Origin of the sequence: Paraglaciecola aquimarina (genome assembly GCF_032464635.1) — a bacterium.
Lineage (GTDB): Bacteria > Pseudomonadota > Gammaproteobacteria > Enterobacterales > Alteromonadaceae > Paraglaciecola > Paraglaciecola aquimarina.
On the sequence record NZ_JAWDIO010000002.1, the window covers coordinates 2069052 to 2092425 of the forward strand.

The window sequence follows — 23374 nt, forward strand, 5'->3', positions numbered from 1 at the left end:
CCTGTCTGCATAGTGTTACCAAAGGATATTATTAAACTTTTGTGACAATTTTATGATGTAACAAAACTGTCATGGACCTTGGGTACTCTTCTTGCGTTTTCATTTATAACTATTTAATTAATTCGCACATTTGGAGAGAACAATGGAACTTAAGAATATATTTAAAGCTAGTGCAATCGTTTCAGCATTAGTTCTTGCTGGTTGTGGTGGCGATATCAACATTACCCCTACTGTTAATGATACTAGCGTTAACAACAGTAACAACACTACGACGACTACTGTTGAAGGTGGGAATGGTAACGGCTCTACTGAAAATCCTTGTGCTTCTTATGATGCAGACGGTGTGACAATGCAAGGTGAATTCACTGGTGGAAACTGTGAATATAGTAAAGAATTCGTAAGCCCTTCTAACCCATTAGCGGTAGATCTTAGTTTAGATAAGCTGGAAGGCACTGGTGTTCATTTCTTCAAAAGCTCTTTGGTAGTAGGTGAAAACTGTAATACTTCTGATAACTGTACAATTGTTACTGACGGCCCTACGTTATCCATCGAAGCTGGTACAACACTAGTATTTGATGATGCGTCATCTCGTGTACAAATTAACCGTGGCGCAAACATCGAAGCAACCGGTACTTACAGCGCTCCAATTACTTTTACTTCTGCTAATGCTATTGCAAGCCTTAAAGTATCTGACCCTCAACCTCAAGATTGGGGTGGGATAATGATTGATGGTTTAGGCATCACTGACCAATGTTCAGATGCAGAGCGTACTGCTGGTACTTGTAACGCAGAAAGTGAAGGCGCGGTTACTTTTTATGGTGGTAACGACAACACTGACAACAGTGGTACCCTTAAGTTTGTTAAAATTCACTTTGCTGGTGGTTTACCAGCGGGTGCTGAAGAAGGCGATGACTTAAACTCACTTAGCTTGTTCGCGGTTGGTTCTGGAACAACTATCGATTACGTAGACATCTATGCAGGTTATGATGACGGTATCGAATTATTTGGTGGTGCGGTAAATCTTAAGCACGTAGTGGTTACTGATACTCAAGATGACAGTATTGATATTGACGCTGGTTGGAAAGGTAACGCACAATTTATTCTTATCAAGCACGGTACTGTCGTTAATGCTGCTGGAAACTCAATCAATATGGGTAATGGTGGATTTGAGTCTGATGGCACTAAAGTTAAAGATAACAACGTTGCTCCATCTGCTCCGCAAATCGCTAACGTAACTGTATTGACTACTGATGAAGAGTCAGTACGTGACGGTAACCCTTCTGCTGCAATCAAGTTAGACGATTTTATCTCAGCGACTTGGTACAACACTTTACTAGTGAAAACATCTGGTACGCAAACTCATTGTTTCGAAAACTCAGCTGATGCAGTTGCGGTTGTGGAATCAGGCGATGTATCTATGAAAAACTCGGTAATGGCTTGTGCAGTATTGGGTAAAGCAGAGACAGTAGGTACAACAACTTATACTAACTGGTTAACTGATGATGCTGCCGATATGAACACTATTACTGGTGGAGACGCAGACGTATTATCAAGCAACGGTTTTGCTACTATTGCTGACCTTAAAACGCCATTTGATGTAACAACAATTGATGCTAACTTCTTCGAAAGTGTTGATTATATTGGTGCGGTAAGCCCTACAGATACTTCAAGTGATTGGTATGACTGGGCAAAAGATGCCTATGACAATGCCATTGCTGACGAACAATAAGTCGTCTAGCTAACAAATTTATAGGCGTGCTAGGTCACTAGTTACGCCTTTTTTGTTCATTTTGAGTGTAGGATTAATGATGAAGACTCAATACAGCACGAGTAAAATCTCGTTAGCAGTTGCATTAGGTCTTGTCGCGGGTTCGCTACATGCCCAACAGCAAGATAATGCAATTGATGAAGTGGTTACCACTGGTAATCGTCTTCAGGGTACTGCTGCAGCGGTAATCGCAGAGCGTAAAAACCAAGCTTTCGTAGCCGATATTCTTGGTTCAGAACAAATTTCTCGTACAGGGGACAGTGATGCTGCATCTGCATTACGTCGTGTAACGGGCCTAACTTTAGTTGACGGAAAATTCATTTATGTTCGTGGTTTAGGTGAGCGTTACTCAAGTGCTCGACTAAATGGCGCAAATATCCCTAGCCCTGATTTAACGCGTAATGTTATTCCATTGGATATTTTCCCAACCAACGTAATAGAGAGTTTATCAGTTCAAAAAGCATTTTCACCTAACATGCCAGCAGCATTTGGTGGTGGTAGCGTTGACATTAGAACGAAAACCCTTCCTTCTGAATTTATCGCTGGATTTCAGTTGGGGATAGAAGGCAATTCTAATAATTCAGACGGTTATACTTACAACACCAATGAAGATGGGATACCGGATGATTTAAGCGCTGCGATAGTTAGGTATAGAGGAGATTTTTCTTTTCGAAATATTATTGAAAAGAATGGCTTAACCGATACCGATACGCAAACTGCGTTTCAACAGGCGTTTGTTGCTAACCAAGGTTTATTGAAAAGTTTGCCTCGCAATTTAACGGTTGAAGAAGGTTCATTAGATCCTAATTATTCTTTCCAAGGTAATTTAGGTAATTCTTTTGATGATGAATGGTTCGGTGGCACATTTGGTTTTCTAGCTTCGGTTGCCTACGATAGCAAATGGACCTACTCCGAGCGCACTAATGCGGTGGTGAGTGCTGATAAAACGGATGACTGTTCGACTTCTTTCATAACCGAAGATAACGCTAATAATAGTTGTTATGACAGTCTTACAGATTCTTCAGTCACGACTGAAAATGAACGGATGAATGGGCTGATCACTTTAGGGTATCGCCTAAGTGGGCATGAAGTTAGCTATAGCAAGATCTTTATCCAAGACAATGAAGATGAGAGTGAATTAGGCGTCAATCAGAATCCTAGTCAGGGTATTACTATTGCTGTTGACGGCACCGCCGACAGAGACCATCAATTTACGTTCGAAGAGCGTCAGTTAGAAATAGACCAGTTTAAAGGCCAACATACATTTTTAGATTATTGGGGAATTGGTGCAGACTGGCAATATACCAAGTCTGAAGTACACACCAACATACCTTTAGACGTGACCTATAGTTTCTCTGATGACTTTACTGATAGTGTTTACACCAGCAGTGAAATCAATGGTGGTAATGGTAATGTCAATTATCAGTTTGTTGATATGCGCGATTTCATGACGTCTTATGGCGGAAATGTTTCTTTACCTATTAGTGCCGGTGATTTCGAAATAGAATTCAAAAGCGGTTGGGACTACTCAGATAGAGCGCGTTACTATACTACGTCTAGTTTCTTCATTAACAACAATGGCGCAGCTATTAATGTTAATAATGGCAGTGATGGCATTTTAGGATTGAGCTCGTATTTATCTGATGACTTTATTGATAACAATGAAGTATGGATATCCTTTAACGAGCCAGAAGCGCCAGAAGCTGACGATTACATGGCGGCTCAAAAAGTTGAAGCTGGTTATGGTGCGTTTGATGTGTTCTACGATAACACTTGGCGTATTAGTGGTGGTTTACGCTATGAAGCCTTCAAACAAGTGACCCTTGAAACGTCTAGTTTGATTTTTAGCCGCGAAGATATCGAGAGCTTTTATAGTCAAGAAAGGATCCAGGACCGTACTATTAATGAAGACGATTTCTATCCTTCTTTAAGTTTGACCTATATCGGTGGCGAAGATTATCAAGTGCGTTTCGGTTACGGTGAAACAGTTGTTCGCCCGGACTTACGTGAAGTAGTACCGGTGGGGTATTTTGACCCATTAACCGATATTCGTACTACTGGTAGCTTGTCACTTACATCAAGTCAGTTGAAAAACTATGATGCTCGTTACGAGTTGTACGGTGCTAACGGCGACAACTTAGCGGTATCTTTATTCTATAAAGACATTGCTAATCCTATCGAGTCTGTATTGGCAGTAGGTGACTCTAGTTACACCGCGTCATTTACTAACGGTACGTCTGCCGAGTTATATGGTGTTGAAGCTGAATGGTTATACGATTTAACTTTTGTTTCAGACGGATTTTTTACCTCGGGTAATATCACGTTGAGTGATTCTGAAGTCATTGTTGAAGCGGCAGATGCGGGTAATTTAACCAATAAAGTTAAGCGTATGAATGGTCATTCACAGTATGTACTTAACTTGCAGTTAAACTATGACTCAGCCAATGGCGAGCATAGTGGCTCGTTAGTGTATAACGTATCTGGCGAGCGTATCCTTGCGTCTGGTATTGGTGGACGAGGCGATGCGTTTGAGCAACCATTCCATTCACTAGATCTTATCTATACTTGGTATCCAGATTTCAATACTAAAGTGAAATTCAAAGTCAAAAACTTAATGGGTGAAAACCAAGAAGTTATTCAAGATGACGTCGCGGTTCGATCTCGTGAAATTGGCTCTACTTTTGGTGTCAGTTATAGCTACGAGTTCTAGTTGAGGAATTAGCTACCTTTAAAAGCCAACCCCTGGGTTGGCTTTTTATTCAGTCAAACTCTGATAACTTTTCTCAAAATAGCCTGGTTCTACTCCTCTGTTTGGTTTTTTGTCGGCGCCTTAATTGCCTCTATCACCAACTAAAGCTTGTAAACTGCCATTTTAAGGCGATCTAAACACATCATTTTACTGTCATATTGCTGTAATATTTTTGTCACACAAAGTGCTTATCCTCGTCTCAGTTTTGAATTATCAGTGAAGTGCTGATAGACAATTTTAGGGTTTTAAGCATGAAACGACTGAGCAAGTTATCAGCTGCATTATTTACCATCTTTGCAGCAACGAATAGTTGGGCACAGGAAGACCAGTTCCTAGATCCAGCGGTTAAGAAAGCGACTGAAATTAATGAATCAGCCGCCAATTCTCAAGAGAAAATCAATAAAATTACCGACCAAATTGGCACTAAGTTACAACAGTTTAAAGCAGTCAACAAAGAAACGGCTGGGTTAGATGTGTACAACGGTCAGTTGGCTAGGCAAATTGAAAATCAAATGCAAGAAATGGCTGACTTAAATGCTGCCATTGATGAAGTGAGCGTGATTGAACGTCAAATTACGCCGCTAATGATGCGTATGATTACTGGGCTTGAGCAGTTTGTAAAGTTAGATGTTCCTTTCTTGCCAAAAGAAAGAGCGAAGCGTCTTGATGAACTTAAACACTTAATGGATAGAGCTGATATTGCTCCATCTGAAAAGTTCCGTCGTGTAATGGAAGCCTATCAAGTCGAAATGGACTACGGTCGCACTTTAGAAGCTTACAGCGGTTTACATATGATTGATGGCCAAGAGCGTGATGTGGATTTTTTACGTGTTGGACGTACAGCACTTATTTATCAAACACGTGATGCAAGTTTGCAAGGCTCTTGGAATAAAGCAACGGGTAAATGGGAAGCACTTCCTTCTAGCTACCGAACTCAAGTCACTAAAGGTTTACGCATGGCGAAAAAACAACTTGCGCCAGACCTATTGATGTTACCAGTAGCGATGACGGATTAAGGGCCAAATGACAATGAAATTATTTACTAAAAATATCGCGCTAGCTTGTGTACTTGGTTTAATGACTAATGTTGCATTGGCTCAAGATGACACAGCTCTTGATTTAGATAGCTTGCTAAAACAGCTAGAGCAAGGACAATTTGCGCAAAATAAACAAAATGCTCAACGTGAAAAAGAGTTTGCTCAGAAACGTTCTGAACAAGACGCCATGTTGTTACAGGCAAAGCAAACACGTAATGCCGCGTTAAGCACTTCTGAAAAACTTGAAACTCAGTTTGAAGAAAACGAGTTTAAATTGGCCGATTTAAACGAGGCAATGAACAAGCGTTTAGGTTCATTAAAAGAATTGTTTGGTGTGTTACAGCAAGTATCGGGTGATACCAAAAGTAAATTCCAAAACTCGATTATTTCGGCGCAAATCCCTGGCCGTGCTGAATTTTTAGATAACTTAGCTCAGTCAATGGGGTCAACCTCTAAACTTGCATCAATTGCAGAAATTGAACGTGTATGGTTTGAAATGCAACGTGAAATGACTGAGTCAGGCAAAGTAACTAAATTCACTACCGATGTGATTGAAGCAGGTGGTAATAAAGTTAGCAAAGAAGTGCTACGTGTAGGGCCTTTTGCTTTAACTGCTGATGGCAAATACCTAGATTATAACGGAACGACAGGTTCGGTGGCTGAATTAGTACGTCAACCTGCTGGTCGTTACGGCGACAGTGCTATGGCATTGCAAGCCTCTTCTGGTGAGTTAGTTGAATTTGGTTTAGACCCAACAGGTGGTTCAATTCTTAAGTTGTTAGTTCAAGCGCCAAGTTTGAAAGAACGTGTTGAGCAAGGTGGAACCGTGGGTTACATCATCTTAGCAGTCGGTGCAGTGGGTCTGTTAATCGCACTTTGGAGATTCATCGTTCTAGGCATTGAAGGCGCGAAAGTTAATCGCCAATTGAAATCTACCACCTTCAAGTCAAATAACGCCTTAGGTCGAGTGATGAAAGCGCGTGACGATTATCCCGAAGCCGATACTGAAGCACTTGAGTTACATCTAACTGAAGCAATCTTAGGCGAAGTGCCAAAACTAGGCCGCTTCTTACAAATTATTAAAGTGATGTCGGTAGTTGCACCATTGATGGGCTTATTAGGTACAGTGTCGGGTATGATCAACACTTTCCAAGCTATTACATTGTTTGGTACAGGTGACCCTAAACTGATGGCTGGTGGTATTTCGACTGCACTTGTTACAACAGTACTTGGTTTGGTGGTAGCAATACCCATGACGTTACTTTACGCCATGCTGAATACGCGCAGTAAGAACATCGTTTACATCTTACAAGAGCAAGCGGCGGGTGTGATTGCAGAACGTGCTGAAGCACAAAGCCCTAACCTTCAATCTAGCAAAACAAAAGCGTAAGCAAAATCATGATTGAATTTCTAGAAACCATTCGAGATTTTACCGAGACCGGTGGGCAAGTCCTACTGGTTATCGGGGCTCTAATTTTCGTTATGTGGTTAATGATTTTAGAAAGAGCAATGTATGTCTTTGTGACTCACAAGCAATATAAGTCAGCGATTATTGCGAAGTGGAAAGCCAGAGAAGACAGAGCATCGTGGAACGCAGAACAAGTTCGTCAAGCCATGATCTCAAGAGTGTCTTTAAAGTTAGGCGCAGGTATTCCAATCATTCAATCACTTGTTGCGTTATGTCCTTTATTGGGCCTGATGGGGACAGTGACAGGAATGATTGAAGTATTTGACGTAATGGCTATTTCTGGTTCTGGCAATGCTCGCTCTATGGCATCTGGTGTATCGAAAGCCACTATTCCAACCATGGCTGGAATGGTAGGAGCGCTGTCTGGTGTATTTGCATCAAGTTGGTTGTCTCGTACCACTAAGTCAGAGCGGGCAAAGTTAGAAGATGCATTAATGATGGATCGCCACCGTTAATTAACTCACTAAGTTGATTAGCGAAACAAGTAAATTGAAGAGATTAATATGAAACAACATTTTCAAAATATGATGGATGACGAAGAAGCGGCAATTGATATGACGCCTATGCTAGACGTTGTATTTATTATGCTTATCTTTTTCATCGTAACTGCTTCTTTCGTAAAAGAAGCAGGTATCGATGTTAACCGTCCTGAAGCGGCAACTGCAGTGAAAAAAGACCGAGCGAATATTTTAGTCGCCATCAGTGACAAAGGTGAAATCTGGATCAATAAACGTAAAATTGATGTGCGAGCTGTACAGGCTAACATCGAACGTTTATATGCAGAAAATCCTCAAGGAACTGTTGTGATCCAGGCCGATAAAAAGGCGACGACAGACGTATTAATTAAAGTGATGGATGCATCACGAGCTGCAGGCATTTTAGATGTCTCGATAGCTGCTCAAGAGCCGTAGGTCATTTATGCCACAGACAATACCAAGACTGTTTTTTGCAATCCTATTGGCTGGTGTTGTCACCTTAGGATTGTTCTTCTTAATGCAATCTCTGATTCAAAGCGGCGGTAGTGCCCTGACTGACGCTCCAAAAGGCAGCGTGTTAGATTTTGTTAGAGTGAAAAAAGAAGAAGCAGTACAGAAAAAAGATCGTAAACCTAAAAAGCCACCTAAGCCAAAAGAGCCACCACCCGATATGGCACCGCCTCAAATGGACGCTCCTAGTCCAGATGCAGCAGCCAGTGGCTTGGATTTTAGTGCAGACGTGGCAGCAGATGTGTCTTTAGATGGAGGGCTTGCGCTAGACTCTGGTGATGGCGAATATTTACCTATTGTACGTGTTGCGGCTGTGTATCCTAGACGTGCGCTACAAAGAGGGATTGAAGGTTTCGTGGATGTAACATTTACCGTATCTAAACTTGGATCGGTAAAAGATCCTAGAGTGTTGCAAGCATCACCTGAAGGTATTTTTGATAAAGCAGCGTTAGATGCAACTTTAAAATACAAGTATAAACCGCGCGTTGTGAATGGCGAGGCCATGGAAGTTTCCGGTGTTGAAGTGCGCGTTACATTCGAAATTGGAGGCTAAATTTATGGTTAAGAACATGCTACCTACATTCAATCTCAAGTCGCTGACAGCCATTGCTATTGTCAGCGGTTTGTTAGTTAGCGGTATGCAAATTAGTGTTGTGAACGCCCAAGAAACGAAAACTGAACGTAAAACAAAAGAGTGCCTACGTTGCGCTCAAAAGTTTACGATCAACTATCCCGGGCGCAAAACTTTGCTGATGAAGGCAAGCAAGCCGAAGCGTTTGAAGTTTTAGACAATGTAAAAGAAAAAGCGAGTTCTATGAATAGTTATGAACTGGCTATGATGTATAACTTCTATGGCTTTATTCACTACGAGGCCGAAAACTTCGATCAAGCAATCGCTGAGTTTGAAAATGTAGTCAAGCAGCAGCCTATTCCAGAGTCGTTTGAACAGGCGACTTTGTTCAGCCTAGCGCAACTGCACATGATGCGTGGCAACTATGACAAAACCATTGAGAACATCGAAAAGTGGGAAAAGATCCAACTTGCTTTGTTCCCAGGCAAAGATATACCCGCTAAAAACTTAGTATTGAAAGCGCAAGCTATGTATCAAAAGCAAGACTACCCAGCCGCATCAAAATACATTAATGATGCAATTGAGCAAGTTGAAAACAATGATTTGGGCTTTCAAGTAGAAGAACAGTGGTATGTGCTACAACGTGCTGCCTATTACGAGCTTAAGCAACCAGAGCAAGTCAAAAATGTGTTGCTTAAATTGCTAAGAAAATTTGAAGCACCTAAGTACTGGATCCAATTGGCGGGTATGTATGGCGAGTTAGGCTTAGAAGAAAAACAATTGGCGACCATGGAAATTGCCGAGCAAAAAGGCTTTGTAATGACAGGGTCTGAAATGTTTAACTTGGCACAACTTTATTACTATCACCAGATCCCATACAAGGCCGCTGAATTAATGCAAAAAGCCATTGATGAAGGCAAGCTGGCTGAAGATGAGCGTAACCTAACGTTTTTAGCGCAATCTTTGAATTTCGCTAAAGAGACAGAAAAAGCGGTACCTGTGATGTTAGCTGCTGCTAAATTATCAGAAACTGGTGAGTTATATTCGCAATTGGGTCAAATGTACTTAAACTCAGATCAATGGGAACTCGCCATTTCAGCTTCGCGCACAGCGATAGAGAAGGGTGGTTTACGCAACGTTGGTATGGCCCATTTGGTTATTGGTATGGCTAGTTTTAATACCGGAGATTATAACCAAGCGTTAAACGAGTTAGCCAAAGCACAAGAGTTTGAAGGTAGTCGTAGCATGGCAACGCAGTGGATGAAGTTTGTGGAAGGTGAAAGAAAGCAATCAGATAACTTTGCATCTTTGTAGGGTTAAAAGTAAGTAGTACACTTTCTGGGTACGAGATTGTTGACCCTACAATCTCGACTGCGCCTTTTTGAACTGAACCGTCCTTAGGTTAACTATACTACCAAGCGCAAACTAAGGCCTGTGTTCGATATTGTATCGAGCCCAGGCCTTTTTTTACTAGCATAATAATCTTTCCCTTTTTGAGATCTAAGTCACTGTAGAGTGCTTCTAGCCAATCCCATCCCCTATTGAGACACCCATGACTAGAACATCCCCCATCCCCTATTGAGACACCCATGATGAGAATGTTGGTATTACTAATGAGTAGCTGGATTGTGTGGTCTTGAAGCGGTTGCATTGTATGGGTGTCTTAATTGGAAGATACTCCTAGTCAATCCCATCCACTATGAGACATCCCCTATTGAGACACCCATGATTAGAATGTTGGTAATACTGATGAGTAGCTGGATTGTGTGGTCTTGAAGCGGGTGCATTGTATGGGTGTCTTAATTGGAAGATAGTATGGGTGTCTTAGTTGGAAGATTGTATGGGTGTCTTAATTGGAAGATATCCATGGGAATTTGCTAAACGCTAGGTAGGATCGCCGGACGCTTACCTTAAAACGGTGGCTCTGGGCAATTGCTACCATAGGGGGTTACTAAAGAAGACTAGGTGGGATGCTGGGCGTTTGCATAATATGCGATTGGGAGTTTATTGAAGTTGTCGCCGGCGTCTTAAGATGCAGTTTATAATTTTTTGCGGAGCCATTGGCTTCATTAAATAGGGGAATTACTCTGGATTAGATGGGGGTATTGCTATTCCACAACGTTCAAAGATTTATTGGGGCAGACATTTATATAGCTACCCCAATGGGTTTTATAGGTGTTTTCCTAAGAATTTGTCTATCGCTTCGAAGGCTTCTGTTCGGTTTTTAGGATCATCAATAAAGTGAGTGCCATCTTCTAATAATAATAGTGTGGCCTGCTTGCGCTTTTTCTTCAAAGCTTTATACATATCTTCGCTTTGTGAATAGTGCACTCTTTGATCATTTTCTCCGTGTATTAGCAATACTGGTGCTTTATATGCGGTTATATGGTTGATTGCAGAGTTTTCATCCATGTCTTTGCGTTCTTCTTTGTCATCAACATCGCCAATGGTTATTTTCTGATTTACTTTCAGGCCGTCCCAGTAACTGTCTTTTTCAACCATTTCTGTCAGGTCTGAAATACCGGCAACACTGACAATACATTTAAACCAATCTGGTTTTTGGTATCCGGCGACTAATGCCACATAGCCACCATAACTGCCACCTACCATGCACATATTAGTTGTGTCTGCCAATCGTTGGGATTTTACCCAATCAATCGCTTCGTATACATCGTTTTGCATCAGTTTACCCCACTGTTTTCGCCCCGAAGTTTCGTAGGAGTTGCCATAGCCAGTAGAGCCTCTAAAGTTCACTTGTAAAACTGCATAGCCACGGCGATTTAGCATTTGTACCCAGATGTCAAAATCCATGGTGTCTCTTGCTCCAGGTCCACCGTGTGGGAAAACAATTAAAGGAGAGTCTTTGCCCTTGGAGCCTGGGGTAAAGTATCCATATAACTCTGTGCCGTCTTGGGTGCTAAAGCTGTAACTTTGCTTACTAGTAAGCTTTTTATTTTCTAAGTGGGCATATTTAGATAACCAGAAATTAGCTTTTTTGCTAGCTAAGTCGACTAAGAAATACTTACTTGGGCTATTGGATTGCATGGCTAAAACTATGAACTTAGTTTTATCTTTGTTATTGCTGACGATATAGCTTTGATACTGGGAGAAGGTTTTGGTGATCAGTTCTTGGCGGGCTTTCAGGGCTTCGTCAAAATATTCAATTCGATAGAAGTCGTCGGTATAAGCTGCACCTACAAAGCGCCCATCCCTAATTATTGCAGAATCTACATCGTATTTGTCTTGCTGAAAAACAATCTCGCCAAACTCTCTTTTTTCAATATCAAACTTGCGGATAACATCTTTGTAAACTTCAAAATCTGAAAATACATATAGTGTTTTGTTGTCATCAGAAATTGCAATGGGACTGACGTAAAAATCTTTGAAAGAGCGATAGCTGTATATGTTTTCCCACTCTGTACTTTCTATGTTCTTTCGATAAAAAATATCAGTTGTCATCTCCTCTGTTTTATTATCATATTCTCGTTTAATGCCAATACGTACATTTCCATTCAAATCAGACACCCAGCTGTCAATCTCTTCAGCCGCAGAAACAACTTTTTCAGTCGAGCCATCAAAAATATTAAACTTAAAAACCGCTGGACTCTTATCGCGCCCTGTATAGGTCTGCACTAAAATATGTTCGTAGTCATTAGGTAAAATACTCAGTACTTTTAGATCTGAGAATAATTCAGCTTGATCATGGCGTTGAAGTTTATTCAACTGTAATTGACGTAAATCAGTGCCGTCTTTATTGACCGCAAATAATCGACCAATACGCACTCTTTTACCGAAAACGACTTTGGGATAAGTGGCATACACTAAGATCCTGTCGTTATTGGCCCATTGTACCGATTCAATACGATCTTTGCTTTTGTGTAATTGCACAATTGATGTGAATTCAATGGAGTCATATGGGGCGACTACTATGGTTTTTTCGCCGGTATATGAACTGACAGCCACTATATTCTCGCCATTTGGGGAAAGGGAGGGACTTTCAACCATAGGCAGTTCAGCAAAATGGGCGAGAGGAATAGATTCTGCGTTAAGGGTAGAAGAATAAAAACTGAGCAATAATAAATAAAGTGAGGTAACAAACAGTGGTGTCTTCAAATTAATTCCTTTTCGATAGTATAAAGTGGCTCAACAATGATAGGGTGATTATCCTATACATTAGCACTATTCTAAAGGGGGGCGTAAAAAATTCCTCATTTTGTTGTTTGTTCTTGCAGGGGAGCGGCTCAAAAAAGGGCCATATAGGCCCTTTTGTTAATATAGCTTAATGCTATTTTTTCTTTTTAATTGCTTTTGCATTTGGTAAATCAGTGATGGAGCCTTCAAAAATTTCAGCGGCTAATCCAACTGATTCATTTAGTGTTGGGTGGGCATGGATAGTTAATCCTACATCTTCAGCGTCAGCGCCCATTTCAACAGCTAAGCAAATTTCACCTAACAATTCACCTGCATTGATTCCCACAATGGCTCCACCTAAAACGCGACCAGTGTCCTTGTCGAAAATCATTTTAGTTTTGCCTTCGGTACGAGCAGAAGCAATCGCACGGCCAGAAGCTGACCAAGGGAAGTTAGACACTTCAATTTTTAACCCTTGCTCTTTTGCTTCACGCTCGGTTACACCTACCCAAGCCATTTCTGGGTCGGTGTAAGCGATTGACGGAATACAACGTGGGTCGAAAATGTGTTTCTTACCAGCGATAACTTCTGCAGCACAATGAGCTTCGTGTACTGCTTTGTGAGCAAGCATCGGTTGGCCAACTACATCACCAATAGCAAAAATATGGTTAACGTTTGTACGCATTTCTTTAGAGACATTAATAAAGCCGCGCTCATCAACAGTAACACCGGCTTTTTCGGCATCGATTAGCTTACCATTTGGTTTACGGCCAACGGCTACTAAGATTTTGTCGTAGCGAACTTGTTCGGCTGGGGCGTTTTTACCTTCAAAAGTCACGTATAAACCGTCGTCTTTAGCATCAACAGCAACAACTTTCGTTGACAGCATGACCGACTTAAATCTTGGTTTATTGTGTTTTGTATATATCTTAACGATATCTGCGTCAGCAGCAGGAACTAATTGATCGGCAAATTCTACAACAGATACATTTGAGCCTAATGAACTATACACAGTCCCCATTTCTAGACCTATGATACCGCCACCTAATACCAATAGCTCTTCTGGCACATCTTTAAGTTCTAATGCGCCAGTCGAGTCGATGATTCTAGGGTCATCGTTGGGAATAAAAGGTAGGTCAACAACAGATGAACCACAAGAGATAATGGCATTGTCAAAGGTAACGGTAGTTTTACCATCTTTGCCTTCTACTTCAATCGTTTTATCTGACGTGAATTTTCCATAACCCGTAACAGTGGTCACTTTTCGCATTTTTGCCATACCAGCGACACCTTGCGTAAGCTTACCTACTACATCTTTATCTTTCCATTGGCGAATTTTTTCTAAATCAATTTCAGGTTGGCCAAAAGTTACACCGTGTGCAGCCATGTCTTTCGCATCGTCTATTACTTTAGCAACGTGTAATAGCGCTTTTGAAGGAATACACCCTACATTCAAACATACACCGCCTAGGGCATCGTATTTTTCGATTAAAACTACATCTAAGCCTAAATCGGCTGCGCGAAACGCTGCTGAATAACCACTCAGGGCCAGAACCTAATACTACTACTTGAGTTTTAATTTCACTCATGAGAACCTCAAATTATCTTATTTGAAACAACCAGTTACTAATTCTATAACTGGTTGTGAATAAATTATTTTACTTAATAACGCTAGTCTGCGAGCAGTAACACTTTACTGTTACCGCTGTTGTACTAAAGTACTAAGCGACGTAAATCAGTTAAGTTGTTAGCCACTTCAGTTGAGAAAGCCGCACCTTCAGCTCCATCAATCACTCTATGGTCGTAAGATAAACTTAACGGTACCATCAAGCGTGGTTCAAATTCTTTGCCGTTCCACTTAGGTTTCATGTCTGACTTAGACACACCTAAAATACCTACTTCAGGTGCATTAACAATTGGCGTAAATGCCGTACCACCAATACCACCTAAGCTAGATATAGTAAACGTCCCGCCTTGCATATCAGCAGCCTTAAGCTTGCCATCACGGGCTTTACCAGAAATAACGATTAATTCTTGTGAAAGTTCTTCAATGCCTTTTTTGTTCACGTCTTTAATCACCGGAACAACTAAGCCGCCTGGTGTTGCCACTGCGATACCAATATTGACGTACTTCTTCAAAATCAAGCTAGCACCATCTTCAGATAACGAAGAGTTCATATTTGGGAACTTCTCCAAAGCACGAGCAACCGCTTTCATGACAAATACGAGTGGTGTAATTTTTAAACCAGTCTTTTTCTTCGCGTGATAAGCGTTTTGTTCTTTTCGGAAGTCCTCAATGTCAGTAATGTCGGCTTCGTCAAACTGAGTCACATGAGGGATTGTTGCCCAATTTCGATGTAAGAAAGGCCCAGAAATCTTTTGAATACGACCTAATGGCTTTTCTTCTATTTCACCGAACTTGCTGTAGTCAACAGGCTTAACCGGTATGATCTGTAAGACGTTGTCACCTACAATAGCTGTGCCGCTAGCGGCTGCTTTAGGCGCTGCAAGGGCCGCTTTTACATAGGCTTGAACGTCTTCTTTTAGAATACGTCCTTTACGTCCCGTTCCTTTTACTAAGCTTAAATCTACACCAAATTCACGACCTAAACGGCGAATAGCCGGAGAAGTGTATACTGGACCTGATGACTTAAAGTCACTCGGTGCAGCAGGCGCTGGAGCTGGTTTCGCTTGAGGTGCAGGGGTTGGCGCTGCTGCAGGTGCTGGAGCCGGAGCTGCTGCCGCTGGAGCTGGTGCAGAACCGCCACCTTTGGTCTCAAGTTTAATAACAACTGAACCTTGCTTCACTTTATCACCAGTTTTAATGAATACTTCTTTCACTGTACCTGCGTGAGTCGACGGAACATCCATTGTTGCTTTGTCAGTTTCTAACGTAATTAATCCGTCTTCTTGTTCGATTTCATCACCAACAGCAACCAACACATCTATGACGTCGACTTCACCGTCTTCGCCAATATCTGGTACGGCTACGTCGATTAACTCACTGGCTGTGGCAACAGTCGCCGGAGCTTGCTCTGTAGTCTGTGCAGGGGCGGAAGGTGCTGGAGTAGGGGCTTCAGCAGCCGTTGCAGTATTGGCTGTAGCTGACGCGCTTCCAGCGACTTCAAGTTTAATAACTAGCGTCCCTTGCTTTACCTTGTCGCCGTTTTTGATCATTACTTCTTTGACTGTACCGGCATGAGTTGACGGCACATCCATTGTCGCTTTATCAGTTTCTAAGGTAATTAAACCGTCTTCTTGTTCAATCACATCGCCTACAGTAACCAATACATCGATAACGTCAACTTCACCGTCTTCGCCAATATCTGGTACCGCAACTTCAATGATTTCACTTGCACCTGATGCTGCATGGGCTGGCGCTTCTGCTGGGGCGGTTTCTGGCGCTGGCGCTTCGGCTGCTGGTGTTGCAGGCTCTTCAGCAGCGGGCGCTGCTGCGCCTGCTGCTTTTATCTCACCAATCACATCACCTTCTTTAATTTTATCGCCAACGGCTACAGATAGGCTCGCTAATTCACCTGCAAATGGGGCAGGAATGTCCATTGATGCTTTATCAGTTTCAACGGTAACAATTCCTTCATCTGCTTCTAGTGAATCACCTACGGCAACACAAATTTCGATGATTTCAACTTCTTCGCCACCTACATCTGGAACTAGAATTTTTTGAATATCAGACATATATAAGATTCCTTATCTAGTCGCTATTAAGCGTAAAGTGGATTAAGTTTATCTGTGTTGATATCGAAACGTTTAATTGCTTCTGTTACAACACTTTTCTCTACTTCGCCACGTTTAGCTAATTCGTATAATGAAGCTACCACTATGTACGCTGCGTTCACTTCAAAATGAGTACGTAAATTTTCACGGCTGTCACTACGTCCGAAACCGTCTGTACCTAAACAGCGATAGTCGGTTTCAATGAAAGCTCGTACTTGGTCTGAATAACCTTTCACATAGTCAGTTGCTGCAATTGCAGGACCTGCTTCTTTGGTTATGACTTGGCCAATGTGTGCTGTAAGAGGTTCTGCTTCTGGGTTAAGCATGTTCCAGCGAACTACATCTTGACCTTCACGTGCTAATTCATTGAATGAAGTAACAGAATAGACATCAGACGATACATTGTAATCAGCGCTCAATATTTGAGCTGCTTTGCGCACTTCATTTAAGATAGTGCCTGAGCCCATTAACTGTACGTTAGATTTAGCTTTTTTCGCTTCAACACGCTCAAGCTTGTAAATACCTTTAATGATATCTGCCGCTACGTCATCACCTTCAGGCATAGCTGGGTGTTGGTAGTTTTCGTTCATTAAAGTCAGGTAATAGAAAACATTTTCGTTTTCGCCGTACATACGACGTAAACCGTCTTGAATAATTACCGCTACTTCATAACCGTAAGTGGGGTCATAGGTGACACAGTTGGGGATTAAATTAGCTTGCACATGTGAATGTCCATCTTGGTGTTGTAAACCTTCACCGTTAAGCGTTGTGCGACCAGCAGTTGCACCTAACAAGAACCCACGAGCTTGGCTATCGCCAGCAGCCCATGCTAAGTCACCAACACGTTGGAAACCAAACATTGAGTAGTAAATGTAGAACGGGATAGTGGTAGCATTACAGGTCGAGTAAGACGTGCCAGAGGCAACCCATGATGCCATCGCACCTAGCTCATTAATGCCTTCTTGTAATACTTGGCCTTTTTTATCTTCGCGATAGTAAGCCACTTGGTCAGCATCTTGAGGTACATATTTTTGTCCTTCGCTGGCATAGATACCGACTTGACGGAATAAACCTTCCATCCCAAAGGTACGTGCTTCATCTGGAATGATTGGCACAATACGCTTACCAATTTTCTTATCTTTTAATAAGCTATTAAGTACTCGTACAAAGGTCATGGTCGATGATACTTGACGATCACCAGAACCTTTTAAAATAGCGTCAAAAATTGATAACTCAGGCATTTCAAGCTGTTCTTCAGCTTGCATACGGCGTTGCGGTAACGAACCACCTAAGGCTTCGCGACGCTCTTTCATGTACTTGTATTCTGCGCTGTCTTCGTCAAACTTGAAGTACGGTAAGTCTGCAATGGCGTCATCTGCCACTGGAATATTAAAACGGTCACGGAATTGTTTAATTGAATCCACGTCCATTTTTTTCACGTTGTGCGCGATATTTAATGCTTCACCTGATGCACCTAAACCAAAACCTTTAACGGTTTTAGCTAAAATAACGGTAGGACGACCTTTAGTGTCCATGGCTTTTTGATAAGCAGCAAATACTTTCACTGGATCATGGCCACCACGGTTCAAACGGAAAATATCTTCGTCAGACATATTGGCTACAAGTGCCGCTGTTTCAGGGTACTTATTGAAGAAGTTTTCGCGAGTGTATTTTCCACCTTTAGCTTTACAGTTTTGGTACTCACCATCTACTGTTTCACTCATCAGTTGTAAAAGTTTACCTGATGTATCACGAGCGATCAGTGCATCCCAGTAACTGCCCCAAATAACTTTGCAGACTTCCCAACCGGCACCACGGAATGTGCCTTCAAGTTCTTGAATAATTTTGCCATTACCACGTACCGGTCCATCAAGACGCTGAAGGTTACAGTTAATGACAAAGCATAGGTTGTCTAAGCCTTCACGAGTGGCTAAGCCAATTGCGCCTAATGATTCTGGCTCATCACACTCACCATCACCCATATAGCAATAAACTCGTTGCCCAGAGCAATCTTTAATGCCTCGGTCGGTTAAGTACTTTAAGAAACGTGCAGTATAAATTGCCTGCAATGGGCCTAACCCCATAGAAACAGTTGGGAACTGCCAGTAGTCTTTCATCAAATGCGGGTGCGGATAAGAAGATAAACCTTCGCCATCACACTCTTGACGGAAGTTGTTTAACTGTTCTTCAGTTAATGTACCTTCAACAAATGAGCGGGCATAAATACCTGGAGAAATGTGACCTTGCGAGAAAATGAAGTCACCGCTATTTTCAGCGTTAGGTGCTTTAAAAAAGTGATTAAAGCCTACATCGTATAGCATTGCTGAAGAAGCGAAGCTACCAATATGACCACCTAGCTCTAAATCTTTTTTAGAGGCACGCAGCACTATCATCAGTGCATTCCAACGTATTGCACCACGAATGCGAGATTCTAGCGTTCTGTCACCAAGGCATTGTGGGTTCTTGAGATGGCGGGATCGTATTTACATAGGCTGTTTTAGCATCAAAGGGTAGGTGAGTACCGCTTCTACGAGCTTGATCAATTAACTTCTCTAAAAGGAAATGGGCGCGTTCTGGACCTTCATTTTCCAAAACTGCTTCCAAAGATTCCAACCATTCTTGGGTTTCTGACGAATCAATATCAATGTTAGGGAGCTCAGACATAATATTTACTTAGTCTCCAATGTTGTTATGTATAAATAGTTAAATGACCAAAAATTTGACACTAGTCATCGTGGTTTACCGCCTAATCAAAGATTAAGCTTACTGATGTCGTTGCATCCGCGTAATTGAACGCTGCATAAAGCTTTGTTCTTGCGAAAGCAACAATAATTCTTCTTCAATAAAGGTAAGGTGATTGTGACTCTCACTCCACGCTTTTTGAGGTTTACCTGCTAATATAGCTTGCAGTAGTTTTTTCCGATAATCGCGCATCTTGTCGAACATCTCAGGGCGCCTAGCAAGTACTGTTATATTCTGCTCTAGAGTATTTGTAAATAGGCTGGCCATACTCGTTACCAGATGCAAAATGACAGCGTTGTGGCTAGCCCGACAAATAGATAGCAGAAACTCAAAAACGGCTTCTGCTTCTAAGCGGAAATTGTTTTCAATTTGAGCCAGGCTGACCGCGTCAAACGTAGCTTGTATGTCTTTAAGTTCGCCAGGCGTGCCGCGCATAGCAGCGTAATAAGCGGCCATACCTTCAATTCCCAATCGGAACTCTAATAAATCAAATTTGCTGTCGGCGTTTTTTGACATGAGATCAAACAACGGATCAGACAAACCGCCAAATACGTTATTACAAACAAAGGTCCCACCACCTTGCTTACGGATTACTAAACCTTTTGCTTCTAATTTTTGTATTGCTTCTCTTACTGAGGGTCTTGATACTTCAAATTGTTCGGCTAAAGTACGTTCTGGAGGGAGCTTTTGTCCAGATGATAATCTGCCATCTAACATCATGGATTCTAATTGATCCATAATGTCGTCAGATAATTTTCTAGATTGCACCCTGCGCATTTTTCATTTCCGCCGTATCAATAAAGTATAATTATTAATCTTGGTAAATTGGTAAGACCATTTAACCCGATAGCTTAATTGACATTCCGCCTCGGGTAAATATTAAATTTGTAAAAGTCTTTTTTTATTTCACTTGAAATTAAATTAATCCTTTTAAAAGAAGGGGTAGGGACATAATCTTTTATGGTCGTACCACTTAGTTGATCCAGCCTGCTAGGGTCAATATGGCTATTACAACTAATAAAAACATGACATTACGTTTCGCCAGTCGCACTAAGGTACAAGGTTCTTCGGTACAATTATTATCATCGGGTTCTACTTCTTCTGCATTTTTTGACACTTGCAATAATAGTGTTTTGGCAGGTACCGCTGGATCCGGTAAGTAGCTCAGCCAAGTCGAGAACGCGTTAGAAAAGTGACCAATTATTAAGAAACCAAAAGCAGTGATCCTAACGGGGATCCAATCCACTAGGTTCAATAAAAATTTGGCTTGGGGCGCAGCAGCACTTTTTTGTTTAGTCAGGTAGTTTTCTAAATCGCGGACCAGCACATACAAAAGGGCGCCTGCTACACCAAATACCGTAAACCACAAAATAACCGCGGTATAATGGCGATAGTTTTGCCAAACTAAATTTTGTCCGAAAGAAGAGTTGTCTTCTGCACCATTTTTAATTTGTTGTTCATATAAATCACAAGCTTGTAAATCACCGCGATTAGCAGCTTGTAAGAAACATTTGTAAGTTGCTCTGATATTTGGGCACCCTACACATACCATCAAAACAGCCGTACTGATAATGAGTTCAAGTAAACCACCGGTAAATTGTTGGATAAAAAAGTGGCTAAGCAAGACTGGCAGCATAATAAATAAAATCAGTGCCCAAGACTTAGATGAAGAATTCAACCATTTATTTGAATTGATAGAACTTGCGTACTTGTTTGAATAAAACTCAGCTTGCCAATATCTAGATTTTGTTGTGATTCGCTCTACTAATATGACGAGTAACAAGCTGATCAAGGTCATGATAATTTCTCTTTAAATAGTTGAATTTAGAAATAATAGTGAAATCATATCACCATTAGCTAGTGCGCCGTTATTCAGTTAATGATTGCCTGTATCTTGGCCAATCAAATGAAATGCCAGGATCGGTTTTTCGACCTGACGCGATATCATTATGACCTACAATTCTGGCTAAATTTATTGCTGGGTAGGCTTTCATTATCGCTAACGTCACGGTTTGTAAACTTAAATATTGATGGTGGGTGTAAGGAATGTGGTCGGCCCCTTCCATTTCAATACCAATTGAAAAGTCATTACACCTGTTTATTCCCTGAAAGCTGGACAATCCGGCATGCCAAGCTCTTTTATCGAATGGTACAAATTGAATGATGGTACCGTCGCGTTTAATTAAACAATGAGCTGATACCTTTAATTGATAAATATCTGCAAAGTAAGGGTGTAATTGAGGGTTGAGGTTGCCAGTGAAAAAGTATTTTATGTAATCGCCACCAAATTCATTGGGGGTAAAGAAATATTGTGGATCACTAGTAATGAAACGTGCGAACCGGCAGGCCGTTCATCCCAATGAGAAGTTGGGTAAAATTCTGCTTGTGTTAAAATGGATTTTTTTATCACTGGATCGGTAGCGTAGTGATGAATATTTTTTATCATAACAAAGCTGTCTCAACCTAAACAACTAAAAAACTAACTTTAAACATATATTCTCAATCCAATTCATTAGAAGGGTATAAGGCGACAAGGGTACTGCAACTTAATGGGGACTGTTGGATGACCGTCGTGACCTTTGGACTGGCTTAGATATAAGGGGAGCCATTGAAACAAAGTAGAATGGGCAAGGGCATGTTGATTATTGCCTGGGTGATAGGTTTAGGTCTTATGACGCTCATTTTTGACGAGCAATTGAGTCAGCAGTTTAACCCTAACTCTGAACCACTTAGCAGCAAGATTTTGGGGGAGCTGAAGTACGACTTAAGCGCAATAAGGCGGGGCATTACGTAAGTGGCGGAGCGATAAATGGTCAGCCCGTTGTTTTTTTATTAGACACAGGCGCAACACAAGTCTCTATCCCTATGCACCTTGCTGAGCAATTGGGTTTAGCAAAAGGCCGAGCGTATTGGGTACAGACCGCAAATGGACGGGTGCAAGTTGCACAAACAACGATTGCTCGCTTAACTATAGGTGATATTGAACTGACAAATGTAGCTGGGCATTTAAACCCTAGCATGCAAGATGAACAAATATTACTAGGCATGAATGTACTTAAACATTTAGAATTCAGCCAAAAAGGTGATTGGTTGATCCTACGTCATCTATAATTTACAACATATCAATTAAGAGTAACCATGTTAGAGAACCATATAAAACAAGCAGTGCAAATTGCATTAACCGAAGACTTAGCTGGAAAACACCCTGACATTGGTGATATTACTGCCAATTTAATCGCCAAAGATCATCAAATTAGTGCGCAAATAATTACTAGGGAAGAGTGTGTTTTAGCAGGAGCGGCATGGGTGACAGAAACCTTTTGTCAATTGAACCCGGATATTGAATTACAATGGCATGCTAAAGATGGGCAAGCTCTCGTTGCCAATCAAACGATAGTTACGCTATCTGGCAATGCTAGACACATCCTAACAGGTGAACGAACCGCGCTGAATTTTTTACAGTCTTTGTCTGGCACCGCCACGGTTGTTGCCGAATATGTCAAAGAGTTAGAGGGAACCAAAACTAAATTACTCGATACGCGCAAAACTATTCCAAGCATGCGATTAGCGCAAAAATATGCAGTAACTTGTGGCGGTGGCCAGAATCACAGAGTAGGTTTGTTTGATGCCTATTTAATTAAAGAAAATCACATTATGGCCTGCGGCTCTATCCAAGCTGCGATAGACAAAGCCAGAGAGCATAACGACAAATTACCGATTGAAGTCGAAGTGGAGTCTATTGAAGAATTGCAGCAAGCTATTCAAGCGAAAGCCGATATTGTAATGCTCGATAATTTTAATTTGGCCATGGTCGCCAAGGCGGTTGAGGTAAATAAAGGGCAGTGTAAATTGGAGGTATCTGGCAATATAACCAAAGGCAGGCTACGTGAATTAGCCAACGCGGGGGTAGATTTTATTTCATCTGGCGCGTTAACCAAACATGTGCAAGCCATTGATTTGTCATTGCGCCTGATGGCATAGCAGACTTATCTTCTCATTTTTGTAAATTTCCAATGTAAAGTAGCAAACGTGGTTAAAGCCTTTTAACCACGCTCCTCGTAGTTTTATCAGCGAACCATACATAGTGCGTTCCAATCGCGGTGCAAATAGAACGGGTAGAATACCATTCAACCGTTAAACATGGCGCAGATGCCAGTCTTGAATATTGATTGTGAACCTTGGCCTAT

General features: G+C 41.5%; 12 protein-coding genes and 5 pseudogenes. 10 read left to right on the forward strand and 7 right to left on the reverse strand.

Going from position 1 to position 23374, the window contains the following annotated elements:
* Positions 1 to 142: 142 nt before the first annotated feature.
* The 8 genes and pseudogenes from RS130_RS10415 (at position 143) to RS130_RS10450 (ending at position 9893) form a co-directional block, all read left to right on the forward strand.
* Positions 143 to 1729: a hypothetical protein gene (locus RS130_RS10415; RefSeq protein WP_316025901.1), complete on the forward strand. Its 1587-nt coding sequence runs from the start codon at positions 143 to 145 to the stop codon at positions 1727 to 1729.
* A 79-nt stretch (positions 1730 to 1808) separates the two neighbouring features.
* Positions 1809 to 4478, forward strand: a complete 2670-nt coding sequence (locus RS130_RS10420; protein ID WP_316028023.1) for a TonB-dependent receptor domain-containing protein — start codon at positions 1809 to 1811, stop codon at positions 4476 to 4478.
* 290 nt (positions 4479 to 4768) lie between these two features.
* The gene (locus RS130_RS10425; protein ID WP_316025902.1) at positions 4769 to 5533 is read left to right on the forward strand and encodes a DUF3450 domain-containing protein; all 765 of its coding nucleotides are present in this window, start codon (positions 4769 to 4771) and stop codon (positions 5531 to 5533) included.
* Between the two features lie 13 nt (positions 5534 to 5546).
* Positions 5547 to 6944, forward strand: a complete 1398-nt coding sequence (locus RS130_RS10430; RefSeq protein ID WP_316025903.1) for a MotA/TolQ/ExbB proton channel family protein — start codon at positions 5547 to 5549, stop codon at positions 6942 to 6944.
* An 8-nt stretch (positions 6945 to 6952) separates the two neighbouring features.
* The gene (locus RS130_RS10435; protein ID WP_316025904.1) at positions 6953 to 7477 is read left to right on the forward strand and encodes a MotA/TolQ/ExbB proton channel family protein; all 525 of its coding nucleotides are present in this window, start codon (positions 6953 to 6955) and stop codon (positions 7475 to 7477) included.
* A 48-nt stretch (positions 7478 to 7525) separates the two neighbouring features.
* Positions 7526 to 7933 (forward strand): ExbD/TolR family protein, encoded by a 408-nt coding sequence (locus tag RS130_RS10440; RefSeq protein ID WP_235311970.1) that lies wholly within the window; start codon positions 7526 to 7528, stop codon positions 7931 to 7933.
* Between the two features lie 19 nt (positions 7934 to 7952).
* Positions 7953 to 8561 (forward strand): energy transducer TonB, encoded by a 609-nt coding sequence (locus RS130_RS10445; RefSeq protein WP_428982853.1) that lies wholly within the window; start codon positions 7953 to 7955, stop codon positions 8559 to 8561.
* 85 nt (positions 8562 to 8646) lie between these two features.
* Positions 8647 to 9893, forward strand: a pseudogene (locus RS130_RS10450) (tetratricopeptide repeat protein).
* Positions 9894 to 10748: 855 nt separating this feature from the next.
* Here the strand turns inward: RS130_RS10450 and RS130_RS10455 are convergent.
* The 7 genes and pseudogenes from RS130_RS10455 to ampD form a co-directional block, all read right to left on the reverse strand.
* Positions 10749 to 12692 carry a S9 family peptidase gene (locus RS130_RS10455; RefSeq protein WP_316025906.1) on the reverse strand — a complete coding sequence of 648 codons (1944 nt, stop codon included), beginning with the start codon at positions 12690 to 12692 and terminating at the stop codon, positions 10749 to 10751.
* 172 nt (positions 12693 to 12864) lie between these two features.
* Positions 12865 to 14299 (reverse strand): annotated as a pseudogene (lpdA, locus tag RS130_RS10460) (dihydrolipoyl dehydrogenase).
* Positions 14300 to 14423: 124 nt separating this feature from the next.
* On the reverse strand, positions 14424 to 16406 hold the full coding sequence (aceF, locus tag RS130_RS10465; protein ID WP_316025907.1) for a pyruvate dehydrogenase complex dihydrolipoyllysine-residue acetyltransferase: 1983 nt from the start codon (positions 16404 to 16406) through the stop codon (positions 14424 to 14426).
* Positions 16407 to 16432: 26 nt separating this feature from the next.
* Positions 16433 to 19109 (reverse strand): annotated as a pseudogene (gene aceE, locus RS130_RS10470) (pyruvate dehydrogenase (acetyl-transferring), homodimeric type).
* 99 nt (positions 19110 to 19208) lie between these two features.
* On the reverse strand, positions 19209 to 19964 hold the full coding sequence (gene pdhR / locus RS130_RS10475) for a pyruvate dehydrogenase complex transcriptional repressor PdhR (RefSeq protein ID WP_316025908.1): 756 nt from the start codon (positions 19962 to 19964) through the stop codon (positions 19209 to 19211).
* A gap of 196 nt (positions 19965 to 20160) precedes the next feature.
* Positions 20161 to 20985, reverse strand: coding sequence for a beta-lactamase regulator AmpE (gene ampE / locus RS130_RS10480; protein ID WP_316025909.1), 825 nt, complete (start codon positions 20983 to 20985; stop codon positions 20161 to 20163).
* Positions 20986 to 21055: 70 nt separating this feature from the next.
* Positions 21056 to 21633 (reverse strand): annotated as a pseudogene (gene ampD / locus RS130_RS10485) (1,6-anhydro-N-acetylmuramyl-L-alanine amidase AmpD).
* A gap of 189 nt (positions 21634 to 21822) precedes the next feature.
* On the opposite strand from ampD, the pseudogene RS130_RS10490 reads away from it, so the two are divergent.
* Together RS130_RS10490 and nadC are read left to right on the forward strand one after the other, a co-directional pair.
* Positions 21823 to 22298 (forward strand): annotated as a pseudogene (locus RS130_RS10490) (retropepsin-like aspartic protease family protein).
* Positions 22299 to 22325: 27 nt separating this feature from the next.
* Positions 22326 to 23168: a carboxylating nicotinate-nucleotide diphosphorylase gene (gene nadC, locus RS130_RS10495; protein WP_316025910.1), complete on the forward strand. Its 843-nt coding sequence runs from the start codon at positions 22326 to 22328 to the stop codon at positions 23166 to 23168.
* The last annotated feature ends 206 nt before the right edge of the window (positions 23169 to 23374 follow it).